Below are 12,506 nucleotides of genomic sequence, written 5' to 3'. Positions count from 1 at the left end.
CCTTATCAGGGTGTAACCGGAATGGTTCCAGACTAATGCAATGTAATTTGTTTATGTGAAATCGTGTTGATCTGCGCACGGATCATCTCGCTAATCGGATCCTCCGGACACTGCTCAACGAAATAATTGAGATCCAGCAGCGCCACGTGATCGCACTCCAGTTGGGCGTAGATAAGCCCGCGGTCGCGAATTTCATACGGGTCCTCTGGATTAAACTGCAGCAGCGCTTCGCTGGCGCGCAGCGCCAGTTCCATCTGCCGCTCTTCCATCAGCGCCGATTTCAGCGTATCGAGCAGTTTGCGGATCACTTCGGCGTTGTCGGCCTCATCGAGATCTTCATTAAACAGCTCGGCCACCGGGCTGATATTTCCCTTCAGCCACACCTCAAGCGTGTGTTCATCAAGCGTTTCGCCGTTGAATGGGTTAATCAGCCACATCTCTTCGCTGGTGTCCGGGTCGGCGCGCAGCAGCATCTGCGTCGGGAAGATAACCGGCACCACCGGCAGATCCAGACGCTGGGCAATCCATAACAGAATCGCCCCCAGCGACACAGCGCTTCCCTGGCGATTCACCAGCACTTTATCCAGCCATAGCGCATCGGACAGACGATAGATGCCCTGCGATGCGCCGAAGCCCCACTCGTGATAGAACAATTCCAGCAACCGGTCGAGCTGACGCTCCTGATCCCAGGAGGTGGCAATCTCTTCCTGCGCCAGTGTTAACAACCGCTGCAGCTCATCCTGCACAAAGTGCGTCGGAAAGTCGTCGCGGATCAATTCAGAAATGAGGACCATGCCTTCGCATAATGGCGCTTTGTTAAATTCGAAATCAGCTAATGACCTCATGCCTTACCCCAGTAACGGTATTCTTGTGATGGCGAGTTGAACGATAAAGAACAACACCACCAGCGCCAGCAGAAAGGCGATGAACCGGGTCTGCTGGCGGCGCGGGCGACGTCGGCCCAACGCAATAAATCCTAATGCGATGTAAATGATAACGCCAAACAGCTTTTCAGTCAGCCATGCGCCATCTTCGGTAAACGGCAGATAGTGCGTTATCGCCATTAATCCCGCACCGCTGAGGAACAGCAGCGTATCGCTACAATGCGGCGCAATACGTACCCAGCGCTGATTGAGCATCGCGCTACCGCTGTAGGTCCACCAGTAACGCAACACGAAAAGCCCGACGGATGTCACCACGCAGGCAATATGCAAATAGAGTACTGCAGTAAATAAATTCATTCGCCGGCTTGCTCCTTGTGCGGCCAACGCCCGAGAGTCAGACGTTCGTTATCGCCATAATCGCGGCAGGTCTCGACGTCGCGATATCCTGCTTCATTAAACAATGCGCGTACCACCTCGCCCTGTTTCCAGCCATGTTCCAGTAGCATAAAACCATCGGGTAGCAGGTAGTTGCGTCCTTCACGGATGATATGCGCTAAATCGGCCAGCCCCTGGTCGGCGGCGACCAATGCCGTTCTCGGCTCGAAGCGGACATCCCCTTCTGCAAGATGCGGATCGGTTTCATCGATATAGGGGGGATTACTGACAATCATCGCGAACCGCTGCTCCTTGAGCGCGCTAAACCAGTCGCTTTGCAGCACGGTCACGTTGTTGAGAGCGAGATGAGCGGCATTGCGCGCGGCGAGCGCCGCGGCGTCAGGCATAAAATCAACGGCAATAATCTCGCAGTCCGCCCGCTCGCTGGCCAGCGCCAGAGCGATAGCGCCGGTGCCGGTGCCAAGATCCAGGATGCGGCAGGCCGTCTGCGGCAAGCGTACCAGCGCCTGCTCGACCAGGCATTCTGTGTCGGGGCGCGGGATAAGCGTCGCCGGCGAGACAAATAGCGGCAGCGACCAGAACTCGCGCTGACCCACCAGATGCGCCACCGGCTCGCCGTTGGCGCGGCGCGCCAGCAATGCTTCCAGTTCCGCCAACTGTTCCGCCGTCAATAGGGTTTCGTCAAAAGCGAGGATCCAGGTCCGCGCTTTGCTGGTGACGTGCCCCAGTAAGATCTCGGCGTCGCGACGCGGGCTTTCGCTCGCGCCGAGCCGGGCTATCGCCTGAGTGAGCCACTGTCGGAAGGTCATCATTCCTGCTCGGAAAGCGCCGCCAGCTGGTCAGCCTGGAATTCCTGCACAATCGGTTCGATCAGCATATCCAGTTTGCCTTCCATGGTTTCATCCAGACGGTAAAGGGTCAGGTTGATACGGTGGTCGGTCACGCGGCCCTGCGGGAAGTTGTAGGTACGGTTGCGGTCGCTGCGGTCACCGCTGCCCAGCAGATTACGACGGGTAGACGCTTCCGCCTGCTGACGCTTGGCGACTTCGGCGGCGCGAATACGCGCGCCCAGCACCGACAGCGCCTTGGCTTTGTTTTTATGCTGCGAACGTTCGTCCTGACATTCAACGACGATACCGGTCGGCAAGTGGGTAATACGGATAGCGGAGTCGGTGGTGTTGACGTGCTGGCCGCCCGCCCCCGAGGAACGGAAGGTATCGATACGCAGGTCCGCCGGGTTGATATCCGGCATTTCGGCTTCCGGCAGCTCCGGCATCACCGCCACGGTACAGGCGGAGGTGTGGATACGCCCCTGCGATTCGGTCGCTGGAACGCGCTGGACACGATGGCCACCGGATTCAAATTTCAGCCGCCCATAGACGCCATCGCCGCTGATCTTGGCAATCACTTCTTTAAATCCGCCATGTTCGCCTTCGTTGGCGCTCATGATTTCGACCCGCCAGCGGCGGGCTTCAGCGTAGCGGGTGTACATGCGGAAGAGATCGCCGGCGAACAGCGCCGCTTCATCGCCACCGGTGCCGGCGCGAACTTCGACAAAAGCGTTGCGCTCATCGTCTGGATCTTTCGGCAGCAGCAGCACCTGCAGCTGCTGTTCCAGCGCTTCGCTTTTTTCTTTGGCATCGCGCAGCTCTTCCTGCGCCATTTCGCGCATTTCCGGATCGTCGAGCATCATCTGCGCGGTTTCGATATCGTCCTGCACCTGGCGCCAGTCGGTATAGCAGCGGGCGACATCGCCAAGCTGCGCATACTCGCGCGACAGCGCGCGGAAACGGTCCTGGTCGGCAATGGTGGCGGCGTCGCCAAGCAGCGCCTGAACTTCTTCATGGCGTTCGTACAGAGCTTCCAGTTTAGCAACAATAGAAGGCTTCATAGGCGTGAATTCACCCTGTCTTTAAATAGAGAAATGTGCGCTATTCCAGCCCGAGGCTGTTGCGCAGAATATGCAGGCGTTCATCATCCCCGTCACGGGCAGCCTGCTGAAGAGATTTGGTTGGAGCGTGGATCAGGCGGTTGGTCAGCTTACGGGCCAGATCTTGCATAATTTCCTGCGCATCGCCGCCCTGCTCCAGCGCGGCAAGCGCTTTCGCCGTCAGCTCCTCGCGAACCTGCTCGGATTGGGAACGATATTCGCGGATAGTCTCGCTGGCGCTTTGGGCGCGCAGCCAGGCCATAAATTCGCTGGTTTCCTGCTCGACGATCGATTCCGCCTGCACCGCCGCGGCCTTACGCTGCGCCAGATTGTGCTGAATGATATTTTGCAGGTCATCAACGCTGTACAGATAGGCGTTGGCCAGCTTGCCGACTTCCGGCTCGACGTCGCGGGGCACCGCGATATCTACCAGCAGCATCGGCTGATTGCGGCGCGCCTTCAGCGCGCGCTCGACCATCCCTTTGCCGATGATCGGCAGCGGGCTGGCGGTAGAACTGATAATGATATCGGCGTCTTTTAAGCGCTCGTCGATATCGCTGAGGGCGATAACTTCCGCGCCGACTTCATCCGCCAGCGCCTGCGCGCGTTCACGGGTGCGGTTGGCAATCACCATTTTGCGAACGTTATGTTCGCGCAGATGGCGGGCGACCAGTTCGATAGTTTCCCCCGCGCCAACCAGTAACACCGTGACGCTGGAGAGCGATTCAAAAATTTGTCGCGCCAGCGTACAGGCGGCGAAAGCAACGGAAACGGCGCTGGCGCCGATATCGGTTTCGGTCCGTACGCGCTTAGCCACCGAGAACGATTTCTGGAACATGCGCTCCAGTTCGCTGACGTTCAGATGGCCGCGGCTGGAATCCGCAAACGCTTTTTTCACCTGCCCGAGGATTTGCGGCTCGCCAAGCACGAGTGAATCCAGGCCGCTGGCGACACGCATCAGATGGCTGACGGCGTCGTTATCCTGATGCCAATAAAGACTTTTACGTAGGTCTTCTTCATTCAGGCCGTGGAAATCGCATAGCCAGCGGATCAGCGCTTCCTGCAGGTTGTCCTGCTCTTCAACGCTGAGATACAGCTCCGTGCGATTACAGGTTGATAGCACCACCCCGCCCTGCACCATTGGCTGAGCCAATAAGCTCTCCAGCGCCTTGTCGAGCGTATCCGGCGAAAACGTTACGCGTTCTCGCAGCGCTACCGGAGCTGTTTTGTGGTTGATGCCAAGAGCTAAAAGGGTCATGGTGAGGGAATAGTACCAGCGTTGCTAAGGTTAGTCTGAGCGCATCATACAGGATGCGCGTACTCAATAAAAGAGACGCCCCCCTTTTGGAGTAATAGTCAGGGCTTAATAGCCACTAACGGTAATTTTTTGATTTCAGACAACTTGAACGTAGACGCTATCGGCCAGCGACGCTAGCATTAAGGGTTATTATTGCAACCCGCTACACAAATCGGTGTGCGAACCATCAGTCGCCGCATTTCACTGTAGACATCAAGGATTTGTCATCATTATGAATCGACTGTTCCGCCTGCTGCCGTTGGCAAGCCTCGTTCTGACCGCCTGTGCAATCAATACTCCGCCGCAAGGGCCCGGCAAAAGCCCGGATTCCCCGCAGTGGCGCCAGCACCAGCAGGATGTCCGCAACCTTAACCAGTTCCAGACTCGCGGGGCGTTTGCCTATCTGTCCGATGAGCAGAAAGTGTATGCCCGTTTCTTCTGGCAACAAACCGGCCAGGACCGCTATCGCCTGCTGCTGACCAACCCGCTTGGCAGCACCGAACTGTCATTAACCGCGCAGCCGGGCGGCGTCCAATTGATTGACAACAAAGGCCAGACTTACAACGCCACCGATGCCGAAGAGATGATTGGCCGCCTGACCGGCATGCCGATCCCGCTTAACAGCCTGCGTCAGTGGATTATCGGCCTGCCGGGCGATGCCACCGACTATTCGCTGGATGACCAGTACCGCCTGCGCGAACTCAACTACACGCAGAATGGCAAAACCTGGCACGTGACCTACAGCGGCTACACCAGCGACACCAAACCCACCCTGCCGTCTAATATGGAACTCAACAACGGCAGCCAGCGTATCAAGCTGAAAATGGATAACTGGATTGTGAAATGATGAGTCGCTGGCCCGCCCCTGCAAAATTGAATCTGTTTTTGTATATCACCGGTCAACGCGCCGATGGATATCACACGCTGCAGACGCTGTTTCAGTTTCTCGACTATGGCGACACGCTGAAGATTGAACCACGCCGCGACGGGAAACTGCGGCTGTTAACGCCGGTCGCCGGCGTGCCGGATGAAGAGAACCTGATTATTCGCGCCGCCAGGCTACTGATGGCGGCGGCGGAGTCTCACGGTCAACTCCCCACTGGCAGCGGCGCGGATATCAGCATCGACAAACGCCTGCCGATGGGCGGCGGCTTAGGTGGCGGCTCTTCCAATGCCGCGACGGTGCTGGTAGCCCTCAATCATCTGTGGGGCTGCGGGCTTAGCGAAGACCAGCTGGCGACGCTTGGGCTACAGCTCGGCGCCGATGTCCCGGTTTTCGTTCGCGGCCACGCGGCGTTTGCCGAAGGCGTCGGCGAGATTCTCACCCCGGTCGATCCGCCGGAAAAATGGTATCTGGTCGCCCACCCGGGCGTAAGTATCCCGACGCCGATCATTTTTCGCGATCCGGAGTTACCACGAAATACCCCGAGCAGGTCAATTAATACCTTACTAAACTGTGAATTCGGCAACGATTGCGAGGTTATCGCAAGAAAACGTTTTCGTGAGGTTGATGCAACGCTTTCCTGGCTGTTAGAATACGCGCCGTCGCGCCTGACTGGCACAGGAGCCTGTGTCTTTGCTGAATTTGACACCGAATCCGCCGCTCGTCAGGTGCTGGAAAAAGCCCCGGAATGGCTGCAAGGCTTTGTTGCGCGAGGAATTAATGTCTCGCCGCTGAAGCAAGCCCTACTGAAGTAATTCTGCTTTTTGCATGAATAACGGCAAGTTTGCCGGGCAAACAGAGTATCGGTGACAACGTCACCCTGTTCCAGACGTTGCATCGTGCTCTTTAATACACCGCCTGGATGAGATGGCGCCGGCCCGCACAGTTTAATGGCCCGTTTCATCCACCACTGGACGCATGCCTGAGGTTCTTCTCGTGCCTGATATGAAGCTTTTTGCTGGTAACGCCACCCCGGAACTAGCACAACGTATTGCCAACCGCCTGTACACTTCTCTTGGCGACGCCGCTGTAGGTCGTTTTAGCGACGGCGAAGTCAGCGTACAAATCAACGAAAACGTACGCGGTGGTGATATTTTCATCATCCAGTCCACTTGTGCTCCCACCAATGACAACCTGATGGAATTGGTTGTTATGGTTGATGCCCTGCGTCGCGCTTCTGCAGGCCGTATCACCGCTGTTATCCCTTACTTCGGCTATGCCCGCCAGGACCGTCGCGTACGTTCCGCTCGTGTGCCAATCACCGCAAAAGTCGTCGCTGACTTCCTGTCCAGTGTCGGCGTTGACCGCGTTCTGACCGTTGACCTGCACGCTGAACAGATTCAGGGCTTCTTTGATGTTCCTGTTGATAACGTATTCGGTAGCCCAATTCTGCTCGAAGATATGCTGCAGCTGAATCTGGACAACCCGATCGTGGTTTCTCCGGACATCGGCGGCGTGGTTCGCGCTCGCGCTATCGCAAAGCTGCTGAACGATACCGACATGGCGATCATCGATAAACGCCGCCCGCGCGCTAACGTTTCTCAGGTGATGCATATCATCGGCGACGTCGCTGGCCGTGACTGTGTGATGGTTGATGACATGATCGATACCGGCGGCACCCTGTGTAAAGCAGCGGAAGCGCTGAAAGAACGCGGTGCGAAACGTGTTTTCGCCTACGCGACTCACCCGATCTTCTCCGGCAATGCTATCCAGAACATTAAAAACTCTGTGATTGATGAATTCGTCGTCTGCGATACCATTCCGCTGACGCCGGAAATCAAAGCGCTGGACAAAGTCCGTACCCTGACCCTGTCTGGTATGCTGGCCGAAGCGATTCGTCGTATCAGCAACGAAGAATCCATTTCTGCTATGTTCGAGCACTAATCGAGCCCAGCCGAAAAACCCGCTGCGGCGGGTTTTTTTGTCTCTGGTTCATATTTGTATGACTAATGCCTCCTTCACCTGCCATTCAGTTGACAGATGATGCGCTCATGGATGAAACATTATTGTGAATAGATTATTTTCCTCACATGTGATGCCTTTCCGCGCCCTCATCGACGCTTGCTGGAAAGAAAAGTACACCGCATCGCGCTTTACCCGCGATCTCATCGCCGGGATAACCGTCGGGATTATCGCAATCCCGCTGGCGATGGCGTTAGCAATTGGCAGCGGCGTAGCGCCGCAATATGGGCTATATACCTCGGCGGTGGCGGGGATTGTCATCGCCCTGACCGGCGGTTCGCGCTTTAGCGTTTCCGGCCCTACCGCGGCCTTCGTGGTGATCCTCTATCCGGTGTCACAGCAGTTTGGCCTTGCCGGCCTGCTGGTGGCGACGCTAATGTCGGGTATTTTCTTAATCCTTTTCGGCCTCGCCCGCTTTGGCCGCCTGATTGAATATATCCCGCTTTCAGTCACCCTTGGCTTTACCTCCGGTATCGGCATCACCATCGGTACCATGCAAATTAAAGACTTCCTTGGTCTGCAGATGGCGCATGTCCCAGAGCACTATCTGCAGAAAGTCGGCGCGCTGGTGATGGCGCTGCCGACAATTAACGTTGGCGATGCCGCCATCGGTATCGTGACGCTGGGTATTCTGATTTTCTGGCCGCGTTTGGGCATCCGCTTGCCGGGGCACCTGCCGGCGCTGCTGGCGGGCTGCGCGGTGATGGGTATCGTTAATGTGCTTGGCGGGCATGTGGCGACCATCGGCTCGCAGTTCCACTATGTACTCGCCGACGGCAGCCAGGGCAATGGTATCCCGCAGCTGCTGCCGCAACTGGTGTTGCCGTGGGATATGCCGGGCTCGGAGTTTACCCTGAGCTGGTCGTCGCTGCGCGCGCTGCTGCCTGCCGCCTTCTCTATGGCGATGCTGGGCGCCATTGAATCACTGCTCTGCGCGGTGGTGCTCGACGGTATGACCGGCACCAAGCACAAAGCGAACAGCGAGCTTGTCGGCCAGGGCCTTGGCAATATCATCGCGCCGTTCTTTGGCGGTATCACCGCCACCGCGGCGATTGCCCGCTCCGCGGCTAACGTGCGCGCTGGCGCAACTTCGCCGATTTCCGCGGTGATCCATGCCCTGCTGGTGATCCTCGCATTGTTAATCCTCGCCCCGCTGCTCTCATGGCTGCCGCTGTCGGCCATGGCCGCCCTGCTGCTGATGGTAGCGTGGAACATGAGCGAAGCGCATAAGGTGATTAACCTGCTACGCCACGGACCAAAAGATGACATCGTCGTACTGTTGATGTGCATGTCGCTGACCGTGCTGTTCGATATGGTCATCGCCATTAGCGTCGGTATCGTGCTGGCTTCGCTGCTGTTTATGCGCCGCATCGCGCGCATGACGCGACTGGCGCCAGTCAACGTTGAAGTGCCGGACGATGTACTGGTGCTACGGGTGATCGGCCCGCTGTTCTTCGCCGCGGCGGAAGGGTTGTTCACCGATTTGGAAAGCCGGATTGAAGGCAAACGCGTGGTGGTGCTGAAGTGGGATGCGGTACCGGTGCTGGATGCCGGTGGTCTTGACGCGTTCCTGCGCTTTGTGAAACGCCTGCCGGAAGGCTGCGAGCTGCGGGTATCGAACCTTGAATTCCAGCCGCTGCGTACTTTGGCTCGCGCAGGGGTTCAGCCAATTCCGGGACGCCTGAGCTTCTACCCAGACCGTACTGCGGCACTGGCGGATATAGAATTAGGGCAATAAATGAGAGGCTCGCCGGAAAGGCTATCCGGCGAGCTGAATTCCGTTAGCTGTGACGGTGCGGATCGCGGCGGCAGCGTTTATCGTAATGGCGAACCCACCAATAGCGGTCGGTGACTCTTTCATGACCGCCTACGCGAGCGCCCGCCAGCCACAAAACGGCGCCGACGAAAATACTCAACACGGCGCCATGAGCAAAGAATTGCGGCAGGTTAAGCTGTGGAAGCTGGTTTAAAATAGAGTAACCAACGCCGACCACCATCACAACCAACCCTAAACCCATCAGTATGTTACCGAGTAACGAAGCGTTTCTGCGTTTCATATGTCACCTCCGGACCTTGGGCTGCATGGGAATATCCCCAAAATTTATAGGTTAAGTATAGACAATGGAGATATGAGTGATTGCGTTAGTGATCACATTCGGGAACATCTGATCAACAAAAGTTTACAAATAAGCCACTGAACAACATCAAATTCTAATGGTTCAAAGGAGAAATTATCAGTAAGGGTAGCGTTTCGCCGGCAGAATTTTGTCAAGCGCCGACGCAGGCAGTACACTACGCGGCAAAGAACGACCCATGCAGGAATAAAAAGTGACGATAAAACTGATTGTCGGCCTGGCTAACCCCGGCGCGGAATACGCGGCAACGCGCCATAACGCTGGCGCCTGGTACGTAGATTTACTGGCGGAGCGCCACCGCGCGCCGCTGCGAGAAGAGAGCAAATTCTTTGGCTATACCTCGCGCCTCAACCTGGCCGGGGAAGACGTGCGCCTGCTGGTGCCGACTACCTTTATGAATCTCAGCGGCAAGGCCGTGGCAGCGATGGCCACCTTTTACCGCATTAATCCGGACGAAATTCTGGTCGCTCACGACGAGCTCGATTTACCGCCCGGCGTCGCTAAATTTAAACTTGGCGGCGGGCACGGCGGCCATAATGGCCTGAAGGACATAATCAGCAAGTTGGGTAATAACCCTAACTTTCACCGCTTACGCGTCGGAATTGGCCATCCGGGCGACAAAAACAAAGTTGTCGGCTTTGTGCTGGGTAAACCACCGGCCAGCGAACAGAAGTTAATTGACGAAGCGGTTGATGAAGCGGCGCGTTGTACCGAGGTGTGGCTGAAAGACGGTTTAACTAAAGCAACCAACCGTTTACACGCGTTTAAAGCGCAATAAGCGTTCGACGTGCGGAATTTTTGCCGCACACCGTGTATAATAGGCGAAGCTATTTACTTTTCTACAGTCTGTTATTCATAACAGACTGATTATCCAAAGATTAAGGTGATTTAAATCATGGGATTCAAATGCGGTATTGTCGGTTTGCCCAACGTCGGCAAATCCACCCTGTTCAATGCGCTCACCAAAGCAGGTATTGAAGCGGCCAACTTCCCGTTCTGTACCATTGAGCCGAACACCGGTGTCGTACCGATGCCCGATCCGCGTCTGGACAAACTGGCAGAGATCGTCAAGCCGCAGCGTATCCTGCCGACGACCATGGAATTCGTTGATATTGCCGGTCTGGTTAAAGGCGCGTCCAAAGGCGAAGGTCTGGGCAACCAGTTCCTGACCAATATCCGTGAAACCGAAGCCATCGGCCACGTAGTGCGTTGCTTTGAAAATGACAACATTATCCACGTCGCGGGTAAAGTTGACCCGGCGGAAGATATTGACGTTATCAATACCGAGCTGGCGCTGTCCGACCTCGATACCTGCGAACGCGCCATTCACCGCGTTTCCAAGAAAGCCAAAGGCGGCGATAAAGACGCTAAAGTTGAACTGGCCGCGCTGGAAAAATGTCTGCCGCAGCTGGAAAAAGCTGGCATGCTGCGCGCGCTGGATCTGAGCAAAGAAGAGAAAGAAGCGATCCGCTATCTGAGCTTCCTGACCCTGAAGCCAACCATGTACATCGCCAACGTTAACGAAGACGGTTTTGAAAACAACCCGTATCTCGACCAGGTTCGCGCTATCGCTGAGCAAGAAGGTTCTGTGGTAGTTCCGGTTTGCGCCGCCGTTGAATCCGACATTGCCGAGCTGGACGACGAAGAGCGTGATGAGTTCATGGCCGAGCTGGGCCTGGAAGAGCCGGGCCTGAACCGCGTGATCCGCGCAGGCTACGCTCTGCTGAACCTGCAAACCTACTTCACCGCCGGCGTGAAAGAAGTTCGCGCATGGACTATTCCGGTTGGCGCGACCGCGCCGCAGGCTGCCGGTAAAATCCACACCGACTTCGAAAAAGGCTTTATCCGCGCCCAGACCATCGCCTATGAAGACTTCATTGCTTACAAAGGTGAACAAGGCGCGAAAGAAGCCGGTAAAATGCGTGCGGAAGGCAAAGACTATATCGTTAAAGATGGCGACGTGATGAACTTCTTGTTCAACGTCTAATTAGTTTTACCGGTTTCAGGGCATCTCACGATGTCTCATGAATAAAGTAAAAACAGTTAAAATCCATGCAATTGCATGGATTTTTCTTTTCAGGATGTCTCAAGTTTTCTCGTTGCAGCGCAGTCAAAAATGAGTACAGGCGTGAGTACAAAAAACTGTTATCTTCTCTCAGGGTGAGTACAACAACGGTATAATAACTATACATGGACTTGTTATGCTTACAGACACCCAGTGCCATACTGCAAAACCGAAGGAAAAACTTTATCGCCTCAATGACGCTGATGGCCTCTATCTGGAAATTAAACCCAACGGCAAAAAGGCATGGCGCTATCGGTTTAAACTCAACGGTAAATCCAGCATGTTTGCGCTGGGTGAGTACCCGACGGTTAAACTTGCCGAAGCTCGCTAGAAATGCGCGTAAGCAAGTCGCAGATGGAGTTAGCCCGGCACAGGCTCGTCAGTTAGATAAGATCCGCAAGGTCAATGACGCATCTAACACCTTTGAGCTGATCGCCAAAGAGTGGTTGAAGATGAAAGACTGGGCCGAAATCACCAAAACGCGTCGACTGGATATGCTTGAACGTGAGGTTTTTCCCGCAATTGGTAAGCCCCCAGTCAGAGATAATCCGCTAGGTTCAATGACATCTCACTCGCTGCGCCAGCTACTTAAAAGCCTCGGATGGAGTGGCATTTATAGCCCCCATACTACCAGAACTACAGGAAGTACGCGTTTAAATGAAATGAGCTATCGACTTGATGCTATTGAGGCCCAACTTGCGCACGCTGATACCAACAACGTTCGTCGCACATACAACCATGCAACTTATCTCGATGAGCGTAAACTGATGATGCAGGAATGGGCTGATAGACTGGACGAATGGGTAGACATAGACAAAAATTTTGATATTGATAAACAATGAAGGTTACACAATATCGTCCATTTGCAATTTTCTGTAAAAAGAGAGGCACTGA

Annotated in this window: 12 protein-coding genes and 1 pseudogene; 7 read left to right on the top strand and 6 right to left on the bottom strand. The window is 55.5% G+C overall.

The window, feature by feature from the left end; translation table 11 throughout:
* Nucleotides 1–32 precede the first annotated feature (32 nt).
* Genes sirB1 through hemA form a run of 5 tightly spaced genes read right to left on the bottom strand, consistent with a single transcriptional unit; the run spans nucleotide 33 to nucleotide 4,468 of the window.
* Complete coding sequence (sirB1, locus tag ABLV17_RS08420) at nucleotides 33–845, bottom strand: invasion regulator SirB1 (RefSeq protein WP_045393803.1); 813 nt, start codon at nucleotides 843–845, stop codon at nucleotides 33–35.
* A gap of 3 nt (nucleotides 846–848) precedes the next feature.
* Complete coding sequence (sirB2, locus tag ABLV17_RS08415) at nucleotides 849–1,241, bottom strand: invasion regulator SirB2 (RefSeq protein WP_015367107.1); 393 nt, start codon at nucleotides 1,239–1,241, stop codon at nucleotides 849–851.
* Entirely contained in the window at nucleotides 1,238–2,089 is an 852-nt protein-coding gene (gene prmC / locus ABLV17_RS08410; protein ID WP_348854217.1) for a peptide chain release factor N(5)-glutamine methyltransferase, read from the bottom strand. Before prmC ends, sirB2 begins: the two co-directional genes overlap by 4 nt.
* Complete coding sequence (gene prfA / locus ABLV17_RS08405) at nucleotides 2,089–3,171, bottom strand: peptide chain release factor 1 (RefSeq protein WP_015367109.1); 1,083 nt, start codon at nucleotides 3,169–3,171, stop codon at nucleotides 2,089–2,091. Before prfA ends, prmC begins: the two co-directional genes overlap by 1 nt.
* A 40-nt stretch (nucleotides 3,172–3,211) precedes the next feature.
* On the bottom strand, nucleotides 3,212–4,468 hold the full coding sequence (gene hemA / locus ABLV17_RS08400; RefSeq protein WP_015367110.1) for a glutamyl-tRNA reductase: 1,257 nt from the start codon (nucleotides 4,466–4,468) through the stop codon (nucleotides 3,212–3,214).
* A gap of 271 nt (nucleotides 4,469–4,739) precedes the next feature.
* On the opposite strand from hemA, the gene lolB reads away from it, so the two are divergent.
* From lolB to dauA, 4 genes are all read left to right on the top strand, one after another.
* Entirely contained in the window at nucleotides 4,740–5,354 is a 615-nt protein-coding gene (gene lolB, locus ABLV17_RS08395; RefSeq protein WP_015705083.1) for a lipoprotein insertase outer membrane protein LolB, read from the top strand.
* Nucleotides 5,354–6,205, top strand: coding sequence for a 4-(cytidine 5'-diphospho)-2-C-methyl-D-erythritol kinase (gene ispE / locus ABLV17_RS08390; protein ID WP_348854216.1), 852 nt, complete (start codon nucleotides 5,354–5,356; stop codon nucleotides 6,203–6,205). Before lolB ends, ispE begins: the two co-directional genes overlap by 1 nt.
* A gap of 181 nt (nucleotides 6,206–6,386) precedes the next feature.
* Nucleotides 6,387–7,334: a ribose-phosphate diphosphokinase gene (gene prs, locus ABLV17_RS08385; protein ID WP_015367113.1), complete on the top strand. Its 948-nt coding sequence runs from the start codon at nucleotides 6,387–6,389 to the stop codon at nucleotides 7,332–7,334.
* 124 nt (nucleotides 7,335–7,458) lie between these two features.
* Nucleotides 7,459–9,150, top strand: a complete 1,692-nt coding sequence (dauA, locus tag ABLV17_RS08380; protein WP_213793785.1) for a C4-dicarboxylic acid transporter DauA — start codon at nucleotides 7,459–7,461, stop codon at nucleotides 9,148–9,150.
* Nucleotides 9,151–9,193: 43 nt separating this feature from the next.
* Here dauA and ychH read toward each other — a convergent pair whose 3' ends face one another.
* Nucleotides 9,194–9,469 carry a stress-induced protein YchH gene (gene ychH / locus ABLV17_RS08375; protein ID WP_045393789.1) on the bottom strand — a complete coding sequence of 92 codons (276 nt, stop codon included), beginning with the start codon at nucleotides 9,467–9,469 and terminating at the stop codon, nucleotides 9,194–9,196.
* A gap of 271 nt (nucleotides 9,470–9,740) precedes the next feature.
* Between ychH and pth the strand changes: the two genes are divergently transcribed.
* From pth to ABLV17_RS08360, 3 genes and pseudogenes are all read left to right on the top strand, one after another.
* Nucleotides 9,741–10,325 carry an aminoacyl-tRNA hydrolase gene (gene pth, locus ABLV17_RS08370; protein ID WP_015705080.1) on the top strand — a complete coding sequence of 195 codons (585 nt, stop codon included), beginning with the start codon at nucleotides 9,741–9,743 and terminating at the stop codon, nucleotides 10,323–10,325.
* Between the two features lie 117 nt (nucleotides 10,326–10,442).
* Nucleotides 10,443–11,534, top strand: coding sequence for a redox-regulated ATPase YchF (ychF, locus tag ABLV17_RS08365; protein WP_015705079.1), 1,092 nt, complete (start codon nucleotides 10,443–10,445; stop codon nucleotides 11,532–11,534).
* 214 nt (nucleotides 11,535–11,748) lie between these two features.
* Nucleotides 11,749–12,454 (top strand): annotated as a pseudogene (locus ABLV17_RS08360) (integrase arm-type DNA-binding domain-containing protein).
* The last annotated feature ends 52 nt before the right edge of the window (nucleotides 12,455–12,506 follow it).

The organism is Klebsiella sp. CN_Kp091 (assembly GCF_040065095.1).
In the GTDB taxonomy this organism is placed as follows: Bacteria; Pseudomonadota; Gammaproteobacteria; order Enterobacterales; family Enterobacteriaceae; genus Klebsiella; species Klebsiella aerogenes.
This window is presented reverse-complemented; position numbering and strand designations above follow the sequence as displayed.

Bases quoted from the DNA above. Each gene is read 5' to 3' on its own strand.
- sirB2 (WP_015367107.1), bottom strand. From the start codon at position 1,241: ATGAATTTATTTACTGCAGTACTCTATTTGCATATTGCCTGCGTGGTG.
- ychH (WP_045393789.1), bottom strand. From the start codon at position 9,469: ATGAAACGCAGAAACGCTTCGTTACTCGGTAACATACTGATGGGTTTA.
- prfA (WP_015367109.1), bottom strand. From the start codon at position 3,171: ATGAAGCCTTCTATTGTTGCTAAACTGGAAGCTCTGTACGAACGCCAT.
- ychF (WP_015705079.1), top strand. From the start codon at position 10,443: ATGGGATTCAAATGCGGTATTGTCGGTTTGCCCAACGTCGGCAAATCC.
- ispE (WP_348854216.1), top strand. From the start codon at position 5,354: ATGAGTCGCTGGCCCGCCCCTGCAAAATTGAATCTGTTTTTGTATATC.
- sirB1 (WP_045393803.1), bottom strand. From the start codon at position 845: ATGAGGTCATTAGCTGATTTCGAATTTAACAAAGCGCCATTATGCGAA.
- hemA (WP_015367110.1), bottom strand. From the start codon at position 4,468: ATGACCCTTTTAGCTCTTGGCATCAACCACAAAACAGCTCCGGTAGCG.
- lolB (WP_015705083.1), top strand. From the start codon at position 4,740: ATGAATCGACTGTTCCGCCTGCTGCCGTTGGCAAGCCTCGTTCTGACC.
- prmC (WP_348854217.1), bottom strand. From the start codon at position 2,089: ATGACCTTCCGACAGTGGCTCACTCAGGCGATAGCCCGGCTCGGCGCG.